A 24,930-nucleotide genomic window follows, 5' to 3' on the forward strand; every position below is an offset into this window, starting at 1 on the left:
TTTGTTCTCCGCGCATTCCGGTTTAGTAGTCCGGATGTGGAGAGTAGCTCAAACTTTCCGGGTCAGTTCCCGGTATTTCGCAGGGGCATGGACTTTGCCCCCCCGAGGAAGCTTGTTAAACAGCAAGGAACAGCTGATTTCTGGCTGATGCTGTTTTCAAAGGAGTTGTTATGTCTCAACGCGAACAGTTCTCATCGCGCTTAGGCTTCCTGCTTATTGCTGCAGGATGTGCAATTGGTCTGGGTAACGTATGGCGCTTCCCTTACATCACCGGTCAGTATGGTGGCGCAATTTTCGTACTCATGTACCTCTTTTTCCTGCTCTTACTGGGCGTACCTTTATTAACTCTGGAGCTGTCTGTAGGCCGTGCTTCCCGCCGCTCTGTAGCCCGTGCTTTTGAAATTCTTGAGCAGCCAGGTTCCAGGTGGCACTGGAACAAGTTCTGGATGATTCCAGGCAGCTATATTCTGATGTCCTTCTATGGCGTTATTACTGGATGGCTGCTGTACTACATGTTGCGTACTGCCACAGGTTTCTTCCCTGAAGGTACCACTCAGCAGACTGCCGGAATGCGCTTTGAGGAGCTGCTGGCCAGTCCGTATATCATGTTTGCCTGCATGATGTCGGTAGCCTTTATTGCTTTCTCTATCGTTGCTCTGGGTGTGGTCAAGGGTGTTGAGCGAATTACCAAGCCATTAATGCTGGTGCTCTTTGCTCTGCTAATCTTTATGGCCGTGCGCTCAGTATCTCTGCCGGGTTTTGCCGAGGGTATTTCCTACTACCTCAACCCTTCATGGGACAGTGTGCAAAAGCATGGCTTTATGCAGGCCATGTGGGCAGCCATGGGCCAGGTATTCTTTACTCTGTCTGTAGGTCAGGGTTCCATTGAAATTTTTGGAACCTATATGGACAAGCGCCACTCTCTGACCTCTGAGGCTATCTTAATCTGTATCCTGGATACCACTGTGGCTCTGCTGGCCGGCTTCGTAATCTTCCCGGCCTGCTTCAGCTTTGACATTGAGCCAGGTGCCGGCCCAAGTCTGCTGTTCGTAACTCTGACAACAGTATTCTCCAATATGGAGTTTGGTATCTTCTGGGGTACCCTGTTCTTCCTTTTCATGCTCTTTGCGGCTCTGTCGACACTGATTGCCGTTTTCGAGAGTATTATTTCGATGACCATGGACCTCTTTACGATTTCGCGAGTCAAGGCAGTTATCTACAACTTTGCCATCATTACGGTGATGTCAATTCCATGTATCCTGGGCTTCAATGTGCTCAAGGACTTCCACCCTCTGGGCGGTCAGACCGTAATCATGGATCTGCAGGACTTTATCGTATCTAACAACGTACTGCCTATAGGCTCTCTGGTCTTCCTGCTCTTTATCACTGCAAAGAGCGGCATGGGCTTCAAGCGCTACCGTGAAGAGTGTAATACCGGCAGCGGCCCTAAGATCCCTGAGTGGACCTTATGGTACTTCAAGTACGTACTGCCTGTAGTTATCGCCGTAATTCTGGTAGTTGGCTACTACAACATCTTTTTCCTCTAAGGGCTGACCAGAGCAGCCGCAGCAGCGACCAGCCCGGCCCTTACAGGGGCGGTCTGGTGATGCTGACAACAGAGGACATACTTAAAGGTCCGCCGCATTTGCTCCGGCTCTGACAATCAGGCCCGACAGCCGCGTACACTGCGCAGCTGCCGGGCCATTTTCATTACTCACTCCCATAAACCGGTGCCATAAGACCACCTCAATCGCGCCGACCCTCGCAGCCATCATCACAGCGCGCTGTAAAGGCATGCAGGGGCTGGATGCAAGGGCAGACAGACTGGCTGCAGTGATCGATAAGTTTGGAGGGATACATGGACAGGGACAGGAGCCGGGATTAAAAGGGGAGGGAAAATGGATGAAAACAGGAAATTGAGCGGCTGTCCTGACGCGCAGGAAATAAATTGACGCGGGATGGTCCGGGAGTACGCTTACCGGGTATCTGTCTGATATAAGGGATGCGTATGGGACTGTGGATGTACAAAAGTCGGGAGTCAGCTCCCGTATTGTATTTTATCTATGGAACCTGAACGCTGTTTTCAGGTCATAATTACAGTTGAGAAAATATGCCTGATTTCTCTTATTATTATGGTGCAAAGTGCATACAGGTCTGATAATGACAGGTAGATTAAGCGTTATTGTGCTAAGTTAGAGTACTGAATTTCGACAGCCGTAACCCTGTGTTCCATGGAATATACAGCTCAATGGCATTTCTGCCTTGTCATAAGCGGGAATACATGGTGATGATTTGTGGTTCAGGCTGCAAAAGCTTATGCATTCAGGCGGTAAGAGTATATAGTTTCACAGACAGGGAGGCGTGACCAGCTTTGTTGCAATGGTCATGCAGTCAGAGCCGAATATTTACCGGCTGACCGGGTTCGTGATTTTTTTTCGTTGGATTACTGTTGCAGGCAAGGATGCCGCAGCAGAGGGATAGAAGATGCTGAGAAAGTCTTTAGCCTTTAAGTTCAAGGCCATGGTAATGAGTTTTGCCTGCCTTATTTTTGTATCTGCCGGCATCCCTTTTGATGAGGCAGTGGCTGCATCTTCAGCCCAGAAGTCTTCTCAGAGCACCTCCAAAAAATCTGCTGCCAAAAACACATCAGCCAACAAGTCTGCAGCCAGTAAGTCTGCAGCAAAGAAGAGTTCATCAAAAAATACTGCAGCAAAGAAGAGCTCAGCCAACAAGTCTGCAGCCAGTAAGTCTGCTGCAAAGAAAACAGCTGCCAAAAAGGCCCCGGCTAAAAAGACTGCTGCAAAGAGCGCAGCACCAAAGAACACTGCCTCCACAGCTCCAGCCAGCAGTGCAGCAAAGGCTGCTGCCAAGACTGCCGCCGCAGCTGCTGCCGGCGCTGCAGCCAGCACCGCTATTGCCTCTACTGTCGATCCTTCCATGATCGAAAAGCTCAGAGCCAGCATGGGCGATGGCGCCAAAGAGATGTCCATGGACTTCTTTGAGTCCGTACCAAAGTCCCGTATCAGCAAGATGCGCGATGCCTACATCCAGGCTGAAAATGCTTTCAAGCGCGGCGACGAGGCACTTGGTTTTGAAATCCAGCGCGAGCAGCTCAAGGGCTATCCTCTCAATATCTGGCTTAACTACTACTATCTTGCCTACAACATCAGAGATGAGAAGTTTGAAGCTGCCATGCAGTTTATTGAGCGTAATGAGCAGGCTGAACTGTCAGAGATGCTCAAGGATCGCTATGCCCGCTATCTCTCTGAAAACAAGGACTATCAGCGTCTTTCCCGTCTGGTAGGTGACAAGCCTTTTGATGAAACAGCACTGACAACTTTAAGTCATAATCAGAAGTCCCAGATCTGCCGCTACTACGAGGCTAACTGGCCTTTAAACCGTGTAACTGGCGATGCTGTTCACTTTGCTACCCGTATGTACCTGGAGCTGGGTAACAGACCGGCTGCCTGTAATGCGCTGATTGTGCAGATGGATGCCAGGGGCTATCTAACCGATGCCCTGCGTCTCAAGCGCTATGAAAGCGCCTATGTGCAGCGCTACTACCAGGAGACAACAGAGAGCCTTGCCAGGGTGCTCAATACCACATCTTTTGGAAAGCGTGTTGAGGCACAGATGGCTCTTTACAGCAATCCATCAGAGCTGTTCAGCAAGGTTGAGGGTAACAGTGAGCAGGAACACCGTACGGCTGTGCTTGCTTTCAAGCGCTACGCCAATCTGTGGCCAGAGCAGGCACGCAGCGATTTTGATCGCTTCATTAAAAAGTACAAGCCATCCAATGCCGAGCTGGTAGACATCTATCAGATCTTTGCTTCCAGTTTCCTTGGTCGCGCCTTTGAGCTTTCCGACGTAGAGTGGGTAGACAGGAATCTGCCAGCTGTTGCATGGAACACCAGGCTCAAGGAGCAGCGTCTGCGCCGTGCTATCTACTTTGCCCAGTGGCAGAATGTCTATGTTCTCATAGACCACCTGCCTGAGGATCTGCGCAATGCAGTTAACTGGCGCTACTGGAAGGGCCGTGCCGCCCACGAGCTGGGCAAGAGTGCCGAGGCTGATACCATTCTCTCTGAGGTAGCCCGTGACCGCAGCTTCTTTGGCTTCTATGCTGCTCAGACCTTAAAGAAAGATTACGCGTTCAATTATGCCAGGATCTCTCCTGATTATTCTTACCCAATGGATATTGCCAGCAACAAGGCTGCTATCCGCTTCATGGAACTGCATGCCCTTGATGATGATAATGCCATCTATGAGTGGCGTGAGATAGCCCGCCGTTCTCCTGAGCACGAAGCCATGGTAATGGCTCAGTGGGCGCTTAACTCTGGCAATTTCCGCTATGCCATTGATTATGTGATAAGTTCGGAAAACTGGAATGCCCTTGATTACCGTTTCCCTCTGGCTTTCCGTGGCATCTTTGAGCAGTATGCAAAACAGAGTAATGTGCCTCTGTCTTTCCTCTACGGTATCTCCCGTCAGGAAAGCATGCTCAACCACTCCATCAAGTCATGGGCCGGCGCCGTGGGCCTGATGCAGGTAATGCCTGGCACAGCAAAGGACATTGCCCGCAGAGAAAACTGGAAATTCTCCGGTGCCAGTGATCTTCTTGATCCGGAGACCAATGTACGCTTTGGCTCAACCTATGCCCGCTGGATGCTCGACCGCTTTGACAATAACCGCATTCTTGCTGCAGCTGCCTACAATGCTGGTCCTGGCCGTATCCCTCAGTGGAAGTCCACTGATGGCATCTTCCGTGACACCGCCATGTATGTGGAGACCATTCCTTTTGAGGAGACCCGCAAGTACGTGCAGAACGTCATTCTCTACGATGCTATCTACAACTATCTGCTCACCGGTGACAAGGGCAGCCTCATCCGCCCTAATGAGATGAGCTACGTCTACTAACAGCAGGCAAGGCGCAACGCACCATACTCTGAGTTGTACCTGAGTCATAGCATGGTCAACGCAGAGCCTGCATCACCATAACCCACGGCCTCCGAAACACCCCTGAGAGGGATGCAGCGGAGGCCGTTTGCTTTTCAGGCAACATGTCAATCAGAAGCGTTGGGCAGTCCTTTTGATTACCGATTGCAGACCTTGAATTAAAGATGCACCGGCTCTGGCAGTAAAAAGTTGCCTTGCAGTGGAAAGAAATTTCTTCCGGTAGAGCAGTCGCAGCTGAAATTTCAAAAAGTTTTTGAGGCCCCCCGGGGGTAAAACTGGTCATTTTCAGGGCGGTCAACTTTGCGTCAGGCCCGATGGAGGCGTCGTTTCTGGCTTAAAAATCAGGGTCATCAAAAAAGCTTAAAAATTTTTTAAAAAATGCTTTACATCACAATAAAAAACCTTATAATGAGCACCGTTGAAACGACAGAGTGTTTCAGCAAAAATCTGATTAAGCCCAGGTGGTGAAATTGGTAGACACGCTACTTTGAGGGGGTAGTTCGCGAGAGTGCGGGTTCGAGTCCCGCCCTGGGCACCAATTCAAGCTTACTGCAAGACCGCAGAGAATGGTCAGCAAGTAGGCTTTTTTTGTTTTTACAGCCTGCAAAATTTCAAGCCTGCTGCACGCATCCCATTAAGTCCCATCCGGCTCCATCCCGCTTCATCCGGCTCCATCCCGCTTCATCCGGCTCCAGCCCGTTCCATCAAATCCCATCTCACCGGCCTGACCATCACCAGGCTAATAACATCTTTCCTGTCTCACTGCATCCCATCCCATCCCATCCCATTCAATTCCACTTCATCCAGCTCCTCCAGCGCTTCCTGGTTCAATACAGCTTCGCTCATCCTGTCCGTATGGTCCGTATGGTCCGTATTGTCCGTATCGCACAGGCACATTACTGCGTCAGAGCATAGCCTCGTTAAAAAGCATCCGTTCAGCCCGGCACAATAACTATGGAAGTCATATCTTCAGTTCAGTTCGGTTCCGTTCCTGGCACCAGCATACCTGCATTACCACGCCCAACCGGTAACTGTCTTGTCTGCAAGAGCCCTGAGTAATTGAACTCAAAGGCAGTGATCAGCCAGGATAAGACCGATCCTGCCTGATAAGACCAGTCTGGGCCGGCTGACCGGTGGAATGCTGCATGTTGGGCATGGCTGCCGGGTGCTGAAATATAGAGCGCGGAGGGAAATACCTGTATGCAAGTGATATTAGTTTTGACCAGAATTCTGTGGATCAGGGGCTCAATGAAGTATTCATGCGTTTCCAGATCCGTTATGCATGGCTTTATTTGTATTTGTGCAGGTTTGGTTTTTGTTTTGTGATTCTATCTTTGCTATGATCCAGACTGATATCTATGATCTGTAAAAAATTCGATAGATAAGCCTGTACCTGTATACCAGACAGCCTTGGTGGCATGATGTTATGTATTGATCTGTAACGATGTTTTTGCATTGCACCAGCCATCAGTCCCAGTGTCCGTGCCCATGGTATGAACTCTTTGAGGGGGCTGTTAAACAGAACTTGGCAGATCGCTGTAACAGTACAGTCTTTTCTTCTTATTTTCGGCTGACTGATGGAGCTTGAGGCGGACAGATATGAGCTTTGAACCAGAAGATCATGCTTCCGGACCCGCTGTCAAACGGGTACGTGCCGCAGCAGGTAAAGACCTTAATGCTGCACGCGCCTGCATGCCTCCTGTTGTCCGTACAAAGAGCCCGGAGCGCAGTCAGGACGTATGCATGGTCTCTGCAGGCAAGGCTGCTGCCGGTAAGGCTGCAGCAGGGCAGAATAAAACCTGTGACCGCCTGGCTTCAGTGCAGTACTGGGTTGTAGGCCGCGATGGCCCATTGTCCGACCAGACATCTGCCATATGGCGGCGAGCAGTGACTGGCTGCAGTCAGTTATGGGCCATGTTTGCAGCTGCAGTCTTCATGCTCTGTCCTGGCATCTTACAGCCTGCTGCAGCCTTGATGCACACGTTTTCAGGACATGATGGCAACGTTATCTCTGATGCCGTAGACCTCCGCTCCACTCTTGCTGACAGAGCTTCCGACGACAGCATGATGTGGCTGGTAGATAACGGTTTTGGCTCCACTTTAAGCTTAGACACCCTGCGTACCGGCCCTGAGTCCACTACTGTCCCCATGTCGCTCAGCCGTCGTCCTGTAGAGTCTGTTATCTTTGAGCATCATGCCCATGATGTTCCTGAGCTCTTCTCCTATATCCACGAGCACCGTGGTTCCAATATCGTAACTCCTTATGGAGTTCTGCCTGTATTCATCTGCCTTGATCACAGGTTATTCTGGTTAAACCCTCTTCATCACGTCCATTCTGACGGGCACACCTTCTACTTCTACCCTGATGCCCGTTCTGTAGCCGCTTACCTGGCCGGCGATGTAGCAGCTGCCGCTACCTCCGGTCAGTCAACCGTGCTGCCTTACACCTCATCTGGCGATCCTTTTGCTCTTAGCACTCTGCAGACCAGACCAGGTCACGACGACTTGGGAGCCCCTATTCCTATTGCCACCATAGGGGCAGCCATAGCCAAAGTTAAAGGAGCAGGAGCCAGTCTGTTCCCTGATCATCACCGCATTCGTGCTCCTGAGGGCGATGATGAAAATCTCAATACCCAGGAAATGGTCGATGGCTATCCGACTCGTCACAAGCCGCGCTTTGTTGATGGACGTCCTTACATGGAGGATGTAGATGGTGACAATGTCATTGATATTCCTGATGACTCTCACTACATCTACCTGTACACCTCATTTGTAATGCACAATCTGCTCAAGATCAGCTGTGAACTGGAAAACAGGGGCTGTGAGCAGCGCATTGCCTATGCCCGTGATATGAACCGCAACTTCAATCCGGCATGGGAATCTCAGGAAAATGAAATATGGGCCCGTTCTTCCTCTTTTTACTATGGCAATACCATAGCTGAGGAAAAGCAGCTTTCCGACGTGCAGTCAGTAAGGGCTCCTGGTGTATCTGCCATGGCAACCTCCCATGCAGCATCAGCCCATTCTTTCAGCATCAGAAAGCAGGCTCAGAGTATCAGGGAGCTCAATACACCCTATGGGGCAGAGCAGGATCTCAGTGACGACAGCGCTTCAGCCATTCCAGGTATTCTGCTTGATGATCAGGATATGAGCAGCAGCTCGAGTGGTATCTACATTGGTGTGCTTAATGCCCGCAGCTTTGAACGTTACGAACGCTTTAACAGTTACATACGCCGCGATCTGGTGCCTTTCAGCTTTGGTCAGCAATATATTGGCAGGGTCAGTGGCCGCGAGTATGAGGCTGCCTGGAAGGAGTACATAGACAGGGTAAACAGCGTCAACGGCCGCAACAGTTTTGGCAGTGGTTGCTACATTTCTGCAGCAGGCTATTACATGACGGTTTTTGGAAACAGCTGCATTCCTTATGGCGGCTTTGAGCGTATTGAGGCCCGTGCCAGTGACAATGGCACCCTGAGTGCGATCACTGTCCACAGCCGCCTCTCTCCTACAGTAGACAAGGAAGATTTCATAAACTTTCTGAGCATGCGCTACGACAGGTTTGACCCATACGAGACTGCTGTGGGAGATGTTGCTGTGCTCTACGAAGAAATCTGCAGCGCCATGAAGGAGCTGTCTGAGGACCGCTATAACTGCGAGATCTACTGGTTCCGTGATCATAACAACTACCTCAAGGTGACCTACGGTGTGCACGATGACAATCGCACTCTGTCACTGCTCTTTTCTGATGAAAGCTTCCTTTTTGGCTCTGAGCGCAAAACCCTCAACCGCCGCCTTGCTTCAATACGCAATGAGATCAAGGTAAAAAATCATATGGCCATTAATGGCCCGGCCCGCAGCTACGACAGCACCGCACAGGTGAGCCGCGACAGCAACACACCAGTCAGCTACGGTTCCCCACCGGTCATCTACCGTGCCATGAGCGAAGCTCAAAAGGAGGCTGCGGATAGAGACGAAGCTGAAAATAATCAATAAGACAGGACGCGGAACCAGTAATTATGTTGCCAGCTCGGGCAGTATCAGGAACTCCAAGTCATTTATCTGTTAATTGCTCCACTGGGCAGAATTAGCAAACGTATTGTCAAAAAGGGTACGAAAGCCTGCAGTTGAGCAGGAGTTATGGGACCATGTCAGTAGGCGTCTGCATTGTGACAGCCCTGTAACCGGTCATTAACTTAAGCTGGAGCTGATGTTAATGACCGCTTTGTTTATGAGCGGGCGCAGCAGACGGGAGGATGCTTCAGTCGAGCTGATGCTGCAGCATGGCAGTCGCTGCAGCCTGACGGATTCCAGGCGTGCTGATGCTGTTTTGGGCATGCCTCGTGTGCGCTAAAGGTAAAAGAAGGGGAAAGGGCAGGAGCCGGGCATGGGGCGGGGACCGGGGCTGGGCATGAGCATGGACAGGGGCCGGGTATGGACAGGGGCAGGGACCGGGGCGGGCATGAGCATGGACAGGGGCAGGGCATAGGCAGGGACCGGGCAGCGGCAGGGGCTGCGCTTTTGTAGAGCGGGTTGGGCACCAGTATGAGTTATCCTGGTGGTAAATTGGGGGCTGTAACTCAATTTTACAGACAGCTCTTAGATGGCAGGTGACATGGGATTGTGAAAAATGATAACTTTCACAGTGAAACAGTTACATACATATTGCGCATCATGCTGTGAGTAACGGGCATTATTCCTGGCCTGTTTGACAGGGCTTACGCCTGCAAAAGCAATGCAGCTGCTCTGAGCTTTCAGCTGCTCATGGTTTGAGCTTATGACAGGTGTGGGGAGAGATGGTCCAGCCAGCTCATGCTGGTTTGCTGGCTGCAGGTCAGCTGGTATGCAAGGTTGTCTGAAGGGCTTAACAGCTGACCGTCGGCGGGGGCAGTGTTTTGATGGAAGAATTTCAGTACCCGGTCTGATTTTGGAGAAAATGTTCATCAATATCATTCTGAATTGTGAGATCGCTCAATATTATCCGGGCGTCTACAGGACATAATTACGTGTATCACTGCCCTGGAAAGACCATGTTGTGATCTGTATCCGATAGTAATTGTTCAGTTGGAATTAATGTTGCATTAGACAGTATAAAGCCGACAAATGATAAGGTTTCGACATTAGCCTTTTAGCAGGTCAGCGCAATTATGGGCGCAGTTGCGGGCACAGGTAAGAAAGCCCGAAACATCCCCCTGCTGATGCGCTGTGGTCCCGTCGGCAACAGCTGTCCGTTCCTGGTGGGAACGTGACATAAATTTAATTCTCAGGTTTACTCCGGCATTGACTGGCACATAAACGTGCAGGTCCTGTCAGACCCCGCATCGGGGAAAGCATTCTCATAAAGCCGGAAATGTTAGTCTTCAGTCTGCAAAAGACTGGACTTGCCTGCCTTAAATCACACTGCACAGTTTCTGAGACCGGCCTTCAGGTCTGTCACTTTTCTGAGCAGCAGGGTGCTGCATAAGTCCTTGCAGCTTGTCAGTACACATTTTTGTGTTTAGTACTACAGCTATTTACCGCAGTGTTGAGCAAAGCTTCAACCTGGGAGAGAAGGTTTAATTTAGGTGCTCTATGTCTGACTTCCATAATACAGATGGCCAGAATTCAGCTTCACAGAACTTTTCTGCACAGCGTGGCGGCAGGAGAGCCTCCATGGGCTGGGCTGGTAACGGCTCCAATGGCGATGAATGGTACGACCAGGGCTTCGATCTGGGTGAAGAGGGCAAGGTCGACAAAGCCCGACTGGAAGCCTATGGTATTAATCCTGAACTGGTTAAATCAGTTAAGGAGCAGGTGATTGTTGCTACCCAGCATCAGGAAGTTTCTGATGCCAAGGTCAATCTGCGTGAAGGTACAGTAAAGATCGATATGGATCCGCTGGCCTCCAAGATGCAGATCTCAACTGGCAACCAGGATCCTGCTGCTCTTACTGCCAGATCCCGTTCCACCACTTTTGGTGGCGGCAGCTCCATGTTTGACAGGGATAATTCCCGCAATGGCAACCGTGCTGCGACCATGGATTATTCTGCCCCGTCATCTCAGTCTTTCTATCCTGCTGACAGCATTTATTCCGACAGCTATATCAAGCAGAAGACTCTTGAGGCCACTCAGGAGCTTTCCGGTCGCAACAGCACCAGTGATTTTGTTGGCGGTGATCCTGTAGGTGAGGATCTCCAGGATGAGTATTCAACTCTGTCCCACCGCAGACGCAGCACTCTGTCTTCCAATGACAACCGTTACATCCAGAACCGTATTGCTCAGCGCAATCAGGAGCTGGCTGAAAACGATGCTGACTCGCACATGACTCATCAGCAGCGCATTCAGGAAATGCGCAAGCGTCAGATCCAGGAGCAGCGTGAGCGCTTTGAGCGCGAGCGTCAGAGAAAGGCTCTGGAAAAGAAGCAGATGCAGCAGCGCAAGAATGAGCAGGTAGGTCTTGCTGTTCCAGAGGAAAATACCCTGACACAGACCACTTCCACTGCTCAGAAGGCCTGGAGTACCAGTCGTACTCTCTATCCTCAGCATAAGGTTGCTACCAGCGCTGATGAACTGGCACGTAATGCAAGTGCCGTAAAGAGTGCTAACCCTCAGCGTGCCCAGATCTGGAATGAAGCTCACCAGGCCCTTATGGCTATTTCCAAGACTGGTGAAAAGGTTCATAACGACAGTGGTGCCAAGCCATTTACACGTTCCAATACTTTCCTTGGTACAACTGCCAATATTCCAGCCGGTCTGGCTATTCGTGGCGGTCGCAGAGACCGTTCAGTAATCAGCGCCTATACTCCGCTGTTTACTGCTCAAAATGACGACTCTGAATCATCCTCATTATCAGCAGAGCCTGCAGACAACAGGATTTTCTCAAGCAGCGGTACACGTCCAAGCCGTGTTCTTGCTGAGGATCAGGGCGGTCCAGTAGATGAGTCTACCCGTTCTCATGCCTCCCGCATGAATGCAAAGGCCAAGGACTCAATGCTGTTGCCTGATAACAGTGAAAAAACTCTTGAAGAGCTGGCCAAAGAATATCCAGGCCTGTCTCCTGAACATTTAATAAAATTAAAGCGTTCTTCTCACAGATGCCATCTGGTATCCCGCACACCAGTATTTGATGCCAATTCCAATATTTCAATGTACGAGCTCAAGTTCACTGCCGGAAAACTCTTCCAGGTGAACTCGTTAAAGAGCGAGCACGTTTATCACGTACTGTTTGGTTACTTCATACGACGAGGTGTGTCCTGCTTTATTGGCCGTCGCCCTAACGTGATGGTCATGATGCCTATTACCTACGATTTCCTTGATTATATTGACCGTTACTCCGTCAACCGCGTCGTTCTGCGAATCTGTCCTGAGCAGCCGGTTACCCCATCAGCCCTGCACATTCTGACCCGACTCAGACGCAGTGGTATGAGCTTTGCCATCGATCTGATGCTCCTGCTCAAGAAGGACTGGAACCGCGCCATCCTGAGCATTGAGTATGTGATGATCGATCTCAGTGCCAAGGTCAAGGAGCAGCTGCACGTATTCCAGCGCCTGAAGATCAAGGCCCCATGGCTCAAGACCGTGGGTTATAACGATGTCAATAACGAGGGCTATCGTTATCTTTCCCACCATCAGATTGATTATCTTGATGCACCTTTCTGGATGCCTCAGCTGCGCTTCAATCAGGACCCTGAGTTCTTCAAGCCTATGCAGCAGGAGGTTCTGGGACTGATTCATCAGCTGTTTGCCGACGAGCCAGACTATTCAGTCTTCTCTCGCTTCCTCAACACTCATGAGTCGCTGAGCCGTGACATGGCCGTATTCCTGTACCGCTTCCGTCACGCCTCACCACGTCAGGTGCAGAGCTCGCATGATCTCTTCCAGTATCTGCAGGAGACCACACCGGGACGTTCGTTCTCAGTGCTGGCCGGCCGTGCCATGATGCTGTACTACGTCAAGTCTGTTACCATCTCCTCCCAGGAAATTCTCCAGGAGTACTTCAAGCAGGCTCTGATCCGTGGTTATTTCTGCGAGTACCTCAACAAGGTAATGGCCAACCCTGATCTGGAGAGATTCGGCTTCCAGGCCGGTATGTTCTCCCTGCTCCATCTCTTCCTGCTCAAGGAGGAAGTTGATGTGATTGCAGATGATCAGTATGCCGATATCTACGACCGCATTTATTCCTCTGAGGTGCTTTCCGATGCCATTGACTGTATCTCTGCCATCGAGAACACCAACCTCAGCTCCATTTTCAGCTTCATTCAGAAGTACCACATTCCGCCAGCCTCTGTGCTCATCAGCCATGAGAAGGCCGTAATGCGTACCAATGAACTTCTGCTGATCCTCAACATTGCTACCGTCAGAAAATAAGGCGGCCCTCAGTAAGTCCGGTTAAACTGTTTTGGCCGGACCAGGTTTAATGCCCGACAAGCCTGAGTTTGCGTATTGCTGCGCAGGGGTGGGGCCTGTAGCCGTATATCTGTTCCTGATGATGTTCGGTACGATTACAGGGCTCTGCCGGCAGCTGGTCGCAGATAGTCAGGTCAGCATGCAGTAACGATGCACAGGTAACGTTTTGCGGATGAGTATTCGCATTTACGTGTCCTTCAGCGACTGCTGCCATGCACAGCAAAGGCAGCCTGGAGGGTGTTGCTGTCTGTCGGCTGTTTCAGTCATAAAAACTGTGGCTGGTGTCAAAAAACAGCTGATTTAAGATAACGGTGACGCCTGAATTGACGCTCAAATGAGCATGTGCCCCGAATTGGTTCAAACCATAGCCTTTTAACCGGCCGATGTTTATCGCATTTAAGTGGCTGTCCCAGCTGACTGGCACGAAAATGAGCCGGGAATCAGGACTGGCACTGCAATTGCAAATTTCTTCTTCAGCCCGGAGCCTGGCGCGTGTTAAGCTGCAGCCGGCCGGTGCTGCCGTGCCCTGCTGTGCGGCTGGCAGAACCGATGCTTGAGGGTATTTAACCTCAAAGCATGCTCCTGACAAGGCTTATAAGTGAAGGTATCTGCGGTCCCCGTCAGGGACTGATACATGCTGTAATGCCTGAAGCGGGCTGATTATTTGACACAGTCAGGAGCTCTGTCTGTGCAGACCATGGTCTAACAGTGCCTGGCTGCATGATGGTACCTGTACCGCAAGTTATTGCACCTCTGTCTGCGCTGATTTGGATAAAATCAGGGCGGAATCAGAACTCAATATTATATAATTCATCTGGATTGCCCGGAAAAGGCGCAAATGCGCCGTTTTCAGAGCAGCATCGCAAAAGCGGTGCGGGACATTACTCAGGAGAGTTCAGGTTTTTGCCTGTACGTACGTTAATATGTAGTGCCCCCAGATGACCAGGAGTGCAGCAGCGCCTCCTGAACCGTTTGAGCAGGCCCAGTGCCGTGCTCTGTCCTAAGGCCAGAACAAGAGCTATTTGAGCAGATGTCAGGTAACCCAACAGCCGTAATGCAGCAGCGAGCCGCTCAGCAGGCGCGCGCCAATCCAGCAGCCATGCAGGCTGCTGCGGCTGCCCGTGCCCGACAGATGGCAGCAGCGGGCGGTCGCCCAGGTCAGGCTGTCCCTCAGGGCGCCAGACCAGGTGTTCCTCAGGGGGCCAGACCAGGTGTACCACAGGGCGCCAGACCAGGTGTTCCTCAGGGCGCAAGACCAGGTGTGCCACAGGCCGCACGTCCGGGCATGCCGGCTCAGGCTCAGCAGGCCCGTCCACCGCAGGCACCTGGCACAGCTGCAGCTGCCTCGGCCAATAACGAGGCCAACCACAGCCATATCATTTCCCGCACCCCTGTTTACGATGCTCACCGTGTAGTACAGATGTACCGTCTGCGCTTCTCATCGGGCAACAAGTTCGTAACTGACCGTGTGCTGCCTCAGCATGTAGCATCGATTATTGATGACTACTTCATGAAGCGCTCCATCATCAACTTTGTGGGCGCCAAGTCCAAGGCTCTGATCATGATGCCGGTCAACCCGGCCATCATTCCACTGGTCAAGAAAGGCGTAGCCTCACGACTGGTACTGCAGATCCCTTCCTATCAGGAGCCAAGCGTTCAGGTAGTGGACTTTATGTCCAAGGTCAAGCGCTTTGGTGTCCGCTTTGCCGTAGACCTCATGGACGTCATGAAGCGCGGCTGGCTTAAGGGCATCCTGCATATCGAGTATGTGATGATCAACATGGGCAATCAGGGTGCATGGCAGCTGGCCGTATTCCAGAAGCTCAAGGTCAAGGCCCCATGGCTCAAGATCATTGCCTACGGAACCACTGAAGCCACTCTGCTCAAGATGTCTTTGAGCTACCGTGCTGATCTGGTTATTTCGCCAATGAGTACTTCGACCATGACCTTCAAGCAGTCCCCTGCACTGCTGGAGCCGTTCCAGGCTGATATCATGTCGCTGGCTCATGAGCTTTTCCAGCCAAAGATTAACTATCCGGTTTTCAAGAAGTATCTTTCTGAGAACCGAGCCATTCTCAAGATCCTCATCTACCACATTCACCGCTTTAAGAAGGTGGATCTGCGTGTTCTGGGTAACCTCAGCGATATTTACAAATATCTGCTGGAGCACGATCCAATTCCTTCCTTCACGGTGATTCTGCTGCACGGCCTGCTCCAGCACTACACCAAGTGCGTACAGAGCGCCTCTCTGCATGTTATTGATGAACTCTACCGTCGCGTACTGATTCACGGCTACTTTACCGAGTACGTGGTGCGCCGTATGCCAAATGCTTCAGCTGAGGACAGGCATTACAGCTTCCAGACCGGTGCTTTCTCCCTGCTCCCTGAGATTCTGCTCAAGAGTATGGAAGAGCTGATGGCTGACCGCTATCTGACAGCCATTAGCAGACATATCAGCAACAAGAACTCTCTGGTATGCCGTACCGTACAGTGTCTTGATGACATGGAGAGCAACAACCTTGAGGGCGTATTTGCCTATGCCCGTACTTTCAAGGTGCCATCAGCCCGTCTGTGGGCAGCCTATGAGGATGCCATCATTCAGGCCAACGAATTCATGACCTCTCTGCAGGTCACCTCAGGTCAGCGCTGACAGGCGCTGCCTGCTGTGCCAGAGCAGCGCGCCTGGGCGCGCCGCACGCTGCACAGCCTTGTGTTCTACGCAAAAAAAACCTGGCAAGACCAGGTTTTTTTAACTTTGTACGCATTGAATATAATCAATGTATGTATGCGTCAATGCCCACCATGGGCAGCTGTCAGCGCCGCCGCAGCAGCAGCCATGGCTGCGGCGGCCTGACCTGCGGCCTGGGATGTGGTGCCGGACCTGAGGTCAGGCTGCTGCGCGCTGACTGGCATGAGGCCGGCTGCCACGGCCGACAGGACTGCATGTCTGGCAGTCCGGACTGAGCGGCCGGGCCATCAGGGCCGGTACTTTTATTTGCTATGGGCTGAAAATAAAACAGGTCTGCCCTGTCAGGGGCAGACCTGCTGTGGCCATGCCTTGATAAGGCGGGCCGTAACCATGAGTGGAGGCCTGATTAGAGGGCCTGGAACATGGCGGAAATGGACTCTTCGTTGCTGATACGGCGAATGGCTTCGGCCAGCATTGGAGATAAGGTCAGGTAGCGGATCTTCTCAATCTTGCGGGTCTCTTCAGTTGCAGGAATGGAGTCGGATACTACCAGCTCATCGAGAGTGGAGTTGGAGATGTTCTCAAGAGCCTTGCCGGACAGAACAGGGTGGGTGGCATAGGCCATTACGTGCAGAGCACCGCGCTCCTTGAGGGCGTCAGCACACTTGCACAGGGTGCCGCCGGTGTCGATGATGTCGTCAACGATGATACAGTCACGGCCGTTTACTTCACCGATTAAGTGCATAACCTCAGATACGTTTGGCTGAGGACGACGCTTGTCGATGATGGCGATGTCGGCGTTGTTTAACAGCTTGGCGATAGCACGGGCACGAACCACACCACCCATGTCAGGGGAAACCACTACAGGGTTGGTCAGATTCTGCTGGAGCATGTCATCAACAAAAATCTGGCTGGAGAAGCAGTTGTCTACAGGGACATCGAAGAAGCCCTGGATCTGCTCAGCGTGCAGGTCAACAGTCAGGACACGGTCAACGCCTACGGAGGACAGGAAGTCAGCAACTACCTTGGCGGTAATAGGCACACGGGCAGAACGCAGACGACGGTCCTGACGGGCATAACCAAAGTAAGGAACTACTGCGGTAATACGACCGGCAGAGGCACGGCGCATGGCATCAATCATGACAATAAGCTCCATTAAATTGTCATTGGTTGGTGCACAGGTGGACTGAATAATGAAGATATCGCAACCGCGAACATTCTCATTAATCTGTACATGGATTTCGCCGTCGGAGAAACGATCAACGGTAGCATTGCCTAAGCGGGTATACAGTCTGGATGCAATCTTCTTTGCCAGATCCGGGGTAGCGTTACCGGCAAACAACTTCATATCAGCCATTTATGTGTCCTGAAAAGTAAAAAATTGAAGCTTGATTATGCTCATCTTCCAAAGCACGCTGTATATTACCACTAATCAGATAAAAATCAGCGTTTAGAGCGATTTATCCTGAAAAAAAGCAGTGTCATGCTGCCCCGTACAGATCCTGTGCTCAGACTGGGCTCAAAATCTGATTTCAATGGGCGGCAGCATGTATGGAGCCTTAACTGCAGGTCTGCCACAGAGCAGACTTTTTACTGCCTGAGGCAGACTGTCTTTGTGCCCTGGCAGAAATATTCCAGAATAACCAGCTCTGATATCGACATTTCAGCTCAGTTCTTAAGTCCTGACGTCCCACTCAATGTAAGCAGAACCAATAATTTTCCGCAGGTATTCCTTTTCATCAGCAATGACGCCTGCAGTTTCCCGCCCGGCTCAGCAGCGCTTGCGCAGCAGGGATGGCGCAGCAAAACTGGCGACCAGGGATGGCGCAGCAGTGCATACGCCACGCGCCACCGCGCAGCGTGGCCAGCACGCAGAGGTGCGCAGGCAAAGGCAAAGCCATTGCAAGGAGCTGCGCTTTTAAGACCAATGGTCCGGGCAGCCAGCCCATTTATGGGCGACTGTCCTTGTGTGTGTCTGATTGCTGAAAAAAGGAAAAGGGGAATGTTCTGGCCACAGGGCCTTGTTTTCCCGGTAAAGTGAGGTAAAAGCGGACAGTTCCGTATGCTTGACGTGACCGCACAGTGGTGCAGTGCAGATCAGGAACTTTCGGTGACAGATACTGAAATCACTGTGTATCAGAGGCGCTCTGGGGGAAGGAAAGTTGCAGGCGCAGCGGACGCTGCGGCTTATGCTCAGGTAAGCGGCCCGGGAGGGTACTTGCCCGGGAGCCAAGCTGAAGGTCTCAGGCCTGACAATTCATTAGTGCTGTAGTGACAGGTGATACGTTGATGGACTCAGTCACAAATGCCTGGAAAGAAAAGTCCTGATCCCATACTTTGCACAGATCTTCATGGGCTTTAAGGGCCTCTTCCCTGGTATCAAAGGCTACATAACATGATGCCCCGGTACCGGACATGGCAGCACGGCCATATTTTACCAGGTAGTCCAGTGTTAGTCCAACTTCGCTGAACTTTTTTCTGACCGTGCATTCACAGTCATTGTTATACATGCAGTCCATTGCATCTTCGAAGGTGCGCTCAGGGCTGAAGTGCTCTTTAAGACCGGGATCCGTAAAGATTTCCCTGGTGCTGACATGGCAGTCAGGGGTAACTACCAGATACCAGCGCTCATCAAGCTCCAGAGGGCGAAGATACTCACCACGACCTTCAACATAGGCATGATGTCCTCCCACAAAGAAAGGCACGTCCGAGCCCAGGGCTGCTCCAATATTCTGCAGGGTCTGGTTATCAATATTGAGCTTTGCAAGATGATTTACCACCAGCAGTGTGGTTGCAGCATTTGATGAGCCTCCGCCAAGACCTCCGCCCATTGGCAGAACCTTTTTAACATCCACTGTGACACTGAATCTGCGGCCGCTGTGTTCCTGCAGGGCCCGTACTGCACGGTAAATCAGATTCTCCTCAGGCTTCATGCCCATGGTGTTGACCAGGGTTATCTCCCCGCGTCCATCATTGTCCACCTCAAAAGTCATCTCATCGCCGTGATTGAGCATGCAGAACAGCGACTGCAGGTTATGAAAACCATCAGCTCTCTTACCGGTGATATTTAAAAAGAGATTGATCTTGCAAGGGGACAGGACCTTGAACATGAAAATGCTCCCGGGATAACAAAATACTGAATTTGACAATGCCTGAGCGTTTTTCAGGCAGCTGCGCAGCTATAAGTGCCTGCACCAGGGGCTGCAGCATGACAGCCACGTGGCAGCTCCGTGCAGGGCCCCTTGCTGGGCCCATGCCTGCTCCCACGGCTGGGCCCATTGACGGTCCCATGGCTGGGCCCCAGGCTGGTCCAGCTGCTGGGCAGCTTACTCAGGGTATTTAATCTGGACGTCGCGGATATCACGTATGGTGACGTCAACGGTGATGTCGTTGCCGGTGATCTGAAGCTGACGTGGAATGGCTATGTTCTGATAGGAATCATAGTCAAGGTAGTCAATGGTGTAAGCGCCCAGAGTGGACCGGGTAACAAGACCAAAGTCATTGACCTTTGAGTCCTCTCCAAGTGACATACCCATCAGCACCTTGTGGAAATTGTTCACAGGCAGCTTAATCTTCAGATGACGCAGCAGCAGTTCTTCTGCTGAGCGGCCGGTGTGCTGAGTGCCTTTCATATCAAGTACGGCGCGGGACGGCTCAACCTTGAGCAGAGCCAGCTGCTTGCCGCCGCCAGCAATCAGTCGCAGCTCGTAGCTGTCATTGCCCGAACCCCTGTAGAAGAAGTTCACGGCACGACGCTCACCCTGCTGCTCGATAATAACGCGGCCCAGCATATTGATGCTGGTAATGCTCATCAGGCGACCCTGATGGCTCTGCCAGAAGCCAGGGGCGGCAGTCTGCTCAGCCGGTATATCAGCAGTTGTCTGACAGCCGCTTAAGGTGGCAGCCAGGGCTGCACCCATGAATACCGGAATGAGGGTACGTCCGGCCTTCTTAACCATGGAAGACATTAAGGTATCTTGAGAGCTGTGGATTGGTGACATGGCATCATCCTTTCTGACAGAAAAACGAAAAAGCATAGTACTTGAGGTACGTGCCTAACAGGCCGACAGGCAAGGAGCTGTGCAGCACTGCTGCAGGCCGCGTGCAGCACTCCTGCATGCGGTCTGCTGTCTGCTGACTTGCTGTGGGAGCCATGACCGCAGTCAGAACGGCCATGGGGCAGGGCTGAGCCCGGCTTTGCGGAGCGGAGCCTGCAGATAAAACAAGAGCCTGACAGAGCTGGTCTGCAGGCTCGGGCAACCGGGCCTGAGCCCGGCGCTTGTGACAGTCAGGCTGCCGGCACAGAGGTCCTGAACTTAGCCAAGGGCAATCTGAGCCTGTCTGACCTTTTTGTAAACCTTGATCATTTCCTGGTGAAGCTTGAAATTCTTCATATCCAGATCAGAGGCGCACAGACCATTAAACTTCTTTTCATGGTTGATGTGAGCCATGACATCGCTGTAGGTGGCGCTGCTGTAAATGCGCTCCAGAGCCTCAGCATAATCATCAAAGTTCAGGCTGCTGTCGAGGCGGCACTCCAGAACCCTGGTCAGGCACTGGTAGAAGCGCAAACGTGGCAGGTCAAAAACAGTATGGTTGAACATGACGGTCCAGCGGGCAAAATCAAGGGCACGCTCATAGTCATTGGCCTCAAGGGCAATCAGACACTTGAGCTCACCAAAGCGCAGAGTGGACCATGGGCTGTCGCGATCCGGCAGCAGACCTAAAATCTTAGGAACCAGGGCGTCATCGTCGATGTTCTCATTCTCCAGCTCATCAAGGTAGTCCTTGTAGGTCTGAGGATCTTCATCAGATCCTGGCAGGCCCAGGATAGCTTCCTGGAAAATAATGTAGGCATTGGTGTTGTTGTAGATCAGATCATCAAATGGATAGATCTCGGACATGCCAGGAACAATGATGCGGTATACCGGCACACCCAGGTTCTGATAGGTACGGATGTAGATATCAAAGCCCAGCTTGTCGATGATATAGCGCAGAGCCTTGTACTGATCGTGGGTGGAGCCGTCAAAGTCCCAGGCTACGAACTTGAACATTGGCTGCTTCTTGAACATCATCATTGGCAGCAGGCCGGTGCTGTCGACGAAGTGGCTTTCGATATTGATAATGCCGCTGGTCTGCTCCAGATCGAAGCTTGGCTCATCAAAGCCGTCAAGATCGCTGAAAGTGCGTCCCTGCATGAGCTCGGTAATAGTACGGTCCAGGGCCACCTCAAAGATAGGGTGGGAGCCAAATGAGGCTACGCAGGTGCCATTGCTCTGATTGAAGAGTACTACGCACACTACAGGATACTGACCACCAAGGGAGGCGTCATAGACTATGCACTTGAGCTCATCGCTCTGCAGGGCTTTGAAGTTTGCCCAGGAGCGTGGGTACTTCTCGATGATCTTCTCTGGAACCTCAGGCAGGCACAGACCCTCACGGATAATGCGGGCCTTGACGTAGCGCTCAATTACCTCGGACAGACCCTGAACCAGGGCCTCATACTCGGTATTACCGGCGCTCATGCCATTGGAGGCATAGAGATTGTCGAGCAGATTGACCGGGAAGTAGACAATCTCGCCATTACGGGCATTGGTAAATGGAATGGAGCATACGCCACGCTCAAAGGAGCAGCTCTGGATATCAACCAGATTTTCCAGAGTCAGGCTGCCATTGTTGCCATAGAGCTCGCGGAGCTTGACGTTGAGCACGTCATTGGGAATGGCATTGCTCTTCTCATCATCTTCACTTACCGGAGTCCACTTTTCATCAGGGAAGTGAACAAAACGGGCTTCGGCATTTTCCTGACCAAGATAGAAATCAGAAAAGCTCATGTGAGTAGCCAGACGCTCAAAGATTTCGCCATAGGCCGAGCACAGCGCAGCGTCACGGGTAGAGCCCTTGCCGTTGGAGAAAATGGCAGGACAATTGGCTACAGCAAGGTGTACTGACCATAAATCCGGAAGAGGGTTGAGCCACTGCTCTTCAACCAGATCGATTTTGAGCTCACTGGCTACTTTTTTAAAGCGACTTAAGGTGTCCTCTAAGGCAGCATCTTTGCCCGCAATTGTCGTCATGTCTAAAAACCTATCTATATGATGAAGACTCCCCCGCGCTGTCCGGCTCAGACTTCCGCCTGCCAGCTTCATGAAGCCCATGCGGCCAAAGGGGCCGCACGTGCTGCAATCTTCCTCCAGCAGGCAGCAAATGCTGCCAGAGGCAGCTGCAGGCAGCAGCTGAGGCTTACTGCAGGAGCTGAAGCTTACAGCATGAGCTGAAGCTTGCTGCAGGAGCTGACGCTTTCAGCAGGAGCTGGCGCTTACAGCATGGTCTGAATTTCAGCCTTGGGTGAGTACTGCAGATACTGTATAAAACAGTGTTTGTCCAGGCGCAGCTTTTTGATGTGTTCAGCCCCACGAACTTACGGGGCAGCTCTCAGAGGCACTCTGCCTGTAGAAGATATGACTGCGGCGTACCGCGACTTTCATTACAGGTATCAATGCCCCTGTACCTGGCCTGTATCAGTTATGAAGCTGGATTTTGCATCAGAAACTTACTTACAGGTACTGGAATTTTGAACACTGAGGGCAGCTGCACATTTGCCCTTAAGGTCCGCAGCAGGTACGAACAGTGCTGACAGCTCAATTCTGATGCTTCAGCATGTATCCAATACTGTTGTGCGGCGCTGACTCAGCCTGCGAGCAAGGTGATTAACAGTGCCTGCAGGCACGGATTTGCTCAAAAAACTGGTCGGGAAAGAATTCTGTGGTGGCGCTCAGGGAACATCCCTGGCATATGGGTATGAACGCAGCAACGACCTTTTATCATGATTAACAGGTAACGGGCCTTGCTATGACGGCCATTGGCGATACCGCGACCCCCAGGGACGATACCGGTCGCAGGGGCGATACCTGTCGCCATGGGCGATGCCGATTGCAAAGGAGCAAGAACGGTCGCAGGGGCGATTCCGGGAGCTTCTGGGGCGACGCCGGCAGTCATAGGCAGTTCCGGGACGGATCAGAGCCGTGCGTTCACTGCAAAAGGAGCCTGTCTTTGGGACTTGCAAGCCACCTGCATGTGGCAGGTCATGGCTAAGGCATGTTATTGCAGCGGCATATCATGGCAGGAACGGGCCTGATTTCTCTAACAGGAGCATAACTGTGTTCAGAACCTGACCGTACTGAGTACCGTTATGCCGGAAACAGGCAGCAGGGCTGCTGTTATCACTGGCGATGTGGCCTGAAAGCACTGCCGGCTCGTCCGTCTGCGCGGTCTGAAGGCACTGTCGACTCAGCCGTCTGCGCGTTCTGAAGGCACTGCCGACTCAGCCGTCTGCGAGGTCTGACAGTGGCTTACTATTATAGTCAAAATCGCTATTTTCTAAAGCTGCGTAACTGGCTTTTGTACGGGTAAAACTGCAAAAGATTATTCTTTAGACCACGTTGATATAGAGCCTGCGCACCTGTCTTGCCCTGGGGCAGGTACACACATACTGCAGTGACCAGAATACGACCCGTACCATCAGGTGAAAGCTGTCAGACCTTAGTTTGAGCTAATTATTTTTCTGTAAAATGGCCCAGGTTTTTGTCCATCACTCTGCTGATTTGACCTGGGAGAATTAACTGTGAATAACTCTAACAGTCTCAACACTGAAAAGCTCGATGATGTTGCTCCATCTCCTGATACCGTAGCGGATCAGCAGAGCAGCACGAATGACAGCACAGACAAGGCAGGCAGCCAGGCCGCTGTGCAGCAGCCGGCATCCGACAGTGCAGAACCAGCACAGGAACCTGCTGCAGCTGCAGCTGCAGCATCAACTGACAGCCCGATTCATGAGCCGGCTGCAGATACAGCTGCCGCTGATGCAGCCTCTGATGCAGCCGCTGCTGGTTCAGCTGGTGCGCAAGCTGAGCCTGCAACTGCTGCAGAGACTGCCCCTGCCTCAGCAGCTGATGCCCCTGCAGCAGATGCTGCTGCGGCGCAAGGTGAGGGCGCAGGGGAGAATCAGGTATTTCGCATGGGCGATGACGTGTCCAGCATTACTGGTCGTCCTCACATGACCGCTGAGGAAAACCGTGCTCTTGCTCAGGGTAACCGTTTCTTCCATAAGGCTATGGAAAGTGCTGCACGTGCCCGTGGTGAAGAGTATGAGCGCTTCAGCCTGCCTGCCCATATGAGAGCCGCCCTCAATCAGATTGATATGGAGGCTGCCCAGGAGAAGCTCGAAGAGCGCCGCAAGGAAATGGAAAAGCAGGGCCTGAGCACAGATAATCTCACTGTTGAGGAAAGTGCTATTTCCCGCCTGCATAACCTCAGTGCCGAGGAGCAGGAAGCTCTGGACAAGCAGCGCGACAATGACGCCAAGATTGAGGCCGGTGGTGCCCGCTTCTATGGCAAGTATCAGGAGTTGCTGGCCCGTCAGAAAGAGGCCCAGGAAGCCTCAAAGCTTAAGGTTATGCGCAATATCAAGCTCATGGGCGTGGTTATTGTCGGTCTGATTGGCTATATGGCCTATAACCACTTCATGGTGGATCGCAATGCAGACACCATTGAAAGCCTCAAGGCTTCCCTGCCACTGGTTATCGATGAGCAGACCACCATGGTCCGTATTGATGACCGTGCCAATGACTTCAAGATCTACTTTGAAAAGGATCCTGCAATTGTTGCAGGCCTTGATGAGCACCAAAAAGAAGCACGTCTTGATGTGTACGAACAAAATGCACTTGAACTGTGCAAAAATCCTCTGCTTCGCAGTATTATCGTATCCGGTCGAAAAGTGACTGTATTATTAGAAGCAACAGATAGAAGTTTCTTCCGTGAGTTTTCTGTCGACAAATGTCCTGCTGCAGAGCAGCAGGCCAGGTAGCCGGATAATATGCCCACAGCTGTGCACAGATGCTTAT

General features: G+C 51.8%; 10 protein-coding genes and 1 tRNA gene. 7 read left to right on the forward strand and 4 right to left on the reverse strand.

Annotated elements, in window-relative coordinates; translation table 11 throughout:
• Positions 1-170 precede the first annotated feature (170 nt).
• From MXE41_RS02405 to MXE41_RS02430, 6 genes are all read left to right on the forward strand, one after another.
• Positions 171-1,547: a sodium-dependent transporter gene (locus MXE41_RS02405; protein WP_246977455.1), complete on the forward strand. Its 1,377-nt coding sequence runs from the start codon at positions 171-173 to the stop codon at positions 1,545-1,547.
• 937 nt (positions 1,548-2,484) lie between these two features.
• Entirely contained in the window at positions 2,485-4,917 is a 2,433-nt protein-coding gene (locus tag MXE41_RS02410; RefSeq protein WP_246977454.1) for a transglycosylase SLT domain-containing protein, read from the forward strand.
• A 494-nt stretch (positions 4,918-5,411) separates the two neighbouring features.
• Positions 5,412-5,494: transfer RNA gene (locus tag MXE41_RS02415), tRNA-Leu, on the forward strand.
• Positions 5,495-6,930: 1,436 nt separating this feature from the next.
• Positions 6,931-8,949 (forward strand): hypothetical protein, encoded by a 2,019-nt coding sequence (locus MXE41_RS02420; protein ID WP_247099226.1) that lies wholly within the window; start codon positions 6,931-6,933, stop codon positions 8,947-8,949.
• A gap of 1,575 nt (positions 8,950-10,524) precedes the next feature.
• Positions 10,525-13,299, forward strand: a complete 2,775-nt coding sequence (locus tag MXE41_RS02425; protein ID WP_247099227.1) for a hypothetical protein — start codon at positions 10,525-10,527, stop codon at positions 13,297-13,299.
• 1,069 nt (positions 13,300-14,368) lie between these two features.
• The gene (locus MXE41_RS02430; RefSeq protein ID WP_246977536.1) at positions 14,369-15,988 is read left to right on the forward strand and encodes a proline-rich domain-containing protein; all 1,620 of its coding nucleotides are present in this window, start codon (positions 14,369-14,371) and stop codon (positions 15,986-15,988) included.
• A gap of 445 nt (positions 15,989-16,433) precedes the next feature.
• On the opposite strand, the gene MXE41_RS02435 is transcribed toward MXE41_RS02430, so the two are convergent.
• From MXE41_RS02435 to ycaO, 4 genes are all read right to left on the reverse strand, one after another.
• Complete coding sequence (locus MXE41_RS02435) at positions 16,434-17,384, reverse strand: ribose-phosphate pyrophosphokinase (protein ID WP_246978697.1); 951 nt, start codon at positions 17,382-17,384, stop codon at positions 16,434-16,436.
• A gap of 886 nt (positions 17,385-18,270) precedes the next feature.
• The gene (gene ispE, locus MXE41_RS02440; protein ID WP_247099228.1) at positions 18,271-19,137 is read right to left on the reverse strand and encodes a 4-(cytidine 5'-diphospho)-2-C-methyl-D-erythritol kinase; all 867 of its coding nucleotides are present in this window, start codon (positions 19,135-19,137) and stop codon (positions 18,271-18,273) included.
• Between the two features lie 216 nt (positions 19,138-19,353).
• Positions 19,354-20,028: a lipoprotein insertase outer membrane protein LolB gene (gene lolB, locus MXE41_RS02445; protein WP_247099229.1), complete on the reverse strand. Its 675-nt coding sequence runs from the start codon at positions 20,026-20,028 to the stop codon at positions 19,354-19,356.
• 315 nt (positions 20,029-20,343) lie between these two features.
• Entirely contained in the window at positions 20,344-22,104 is a 1,761-nt protein-coding gene (ycaO, locus tag MXE41_RS02450; RefSeq protein WP_246978700.1) for a 30S ribosomal protein S12 methylthiotransferase accessory factor YcaO, read from the reverse strand.
• A 1,547-nt stretch (positions 22,105-23,651) separates the two neighbouring features.
• Between ycaO and MXE41_RS02455 the strand changes: the two genes are divergently transcribed.
• On the forward strand, positions 23,652-24,893 hold the full coding sequence (locus MXE41_RS02455) for a hypothetical protein (RefSeq protein WP_247099230.1): 1,242 nt from the start codon (positions 23,652-23,654) through the stop codon (positions 24,891-24,893).
• The last annotated feature ends 37 nt before the right edge of the window (positions 24,894-24,930 follow it).

The sequence above is a fragment of the Anaerobiospirillum sp. NML120449 genome, from assembly GCF_023051105.1.
Classification (GTDB): Bacteria; Pseudomonadota; Gammaproteobacteria; order Enterobacterales; family Succinivibrionaceae; genus Anaerobiospirillum.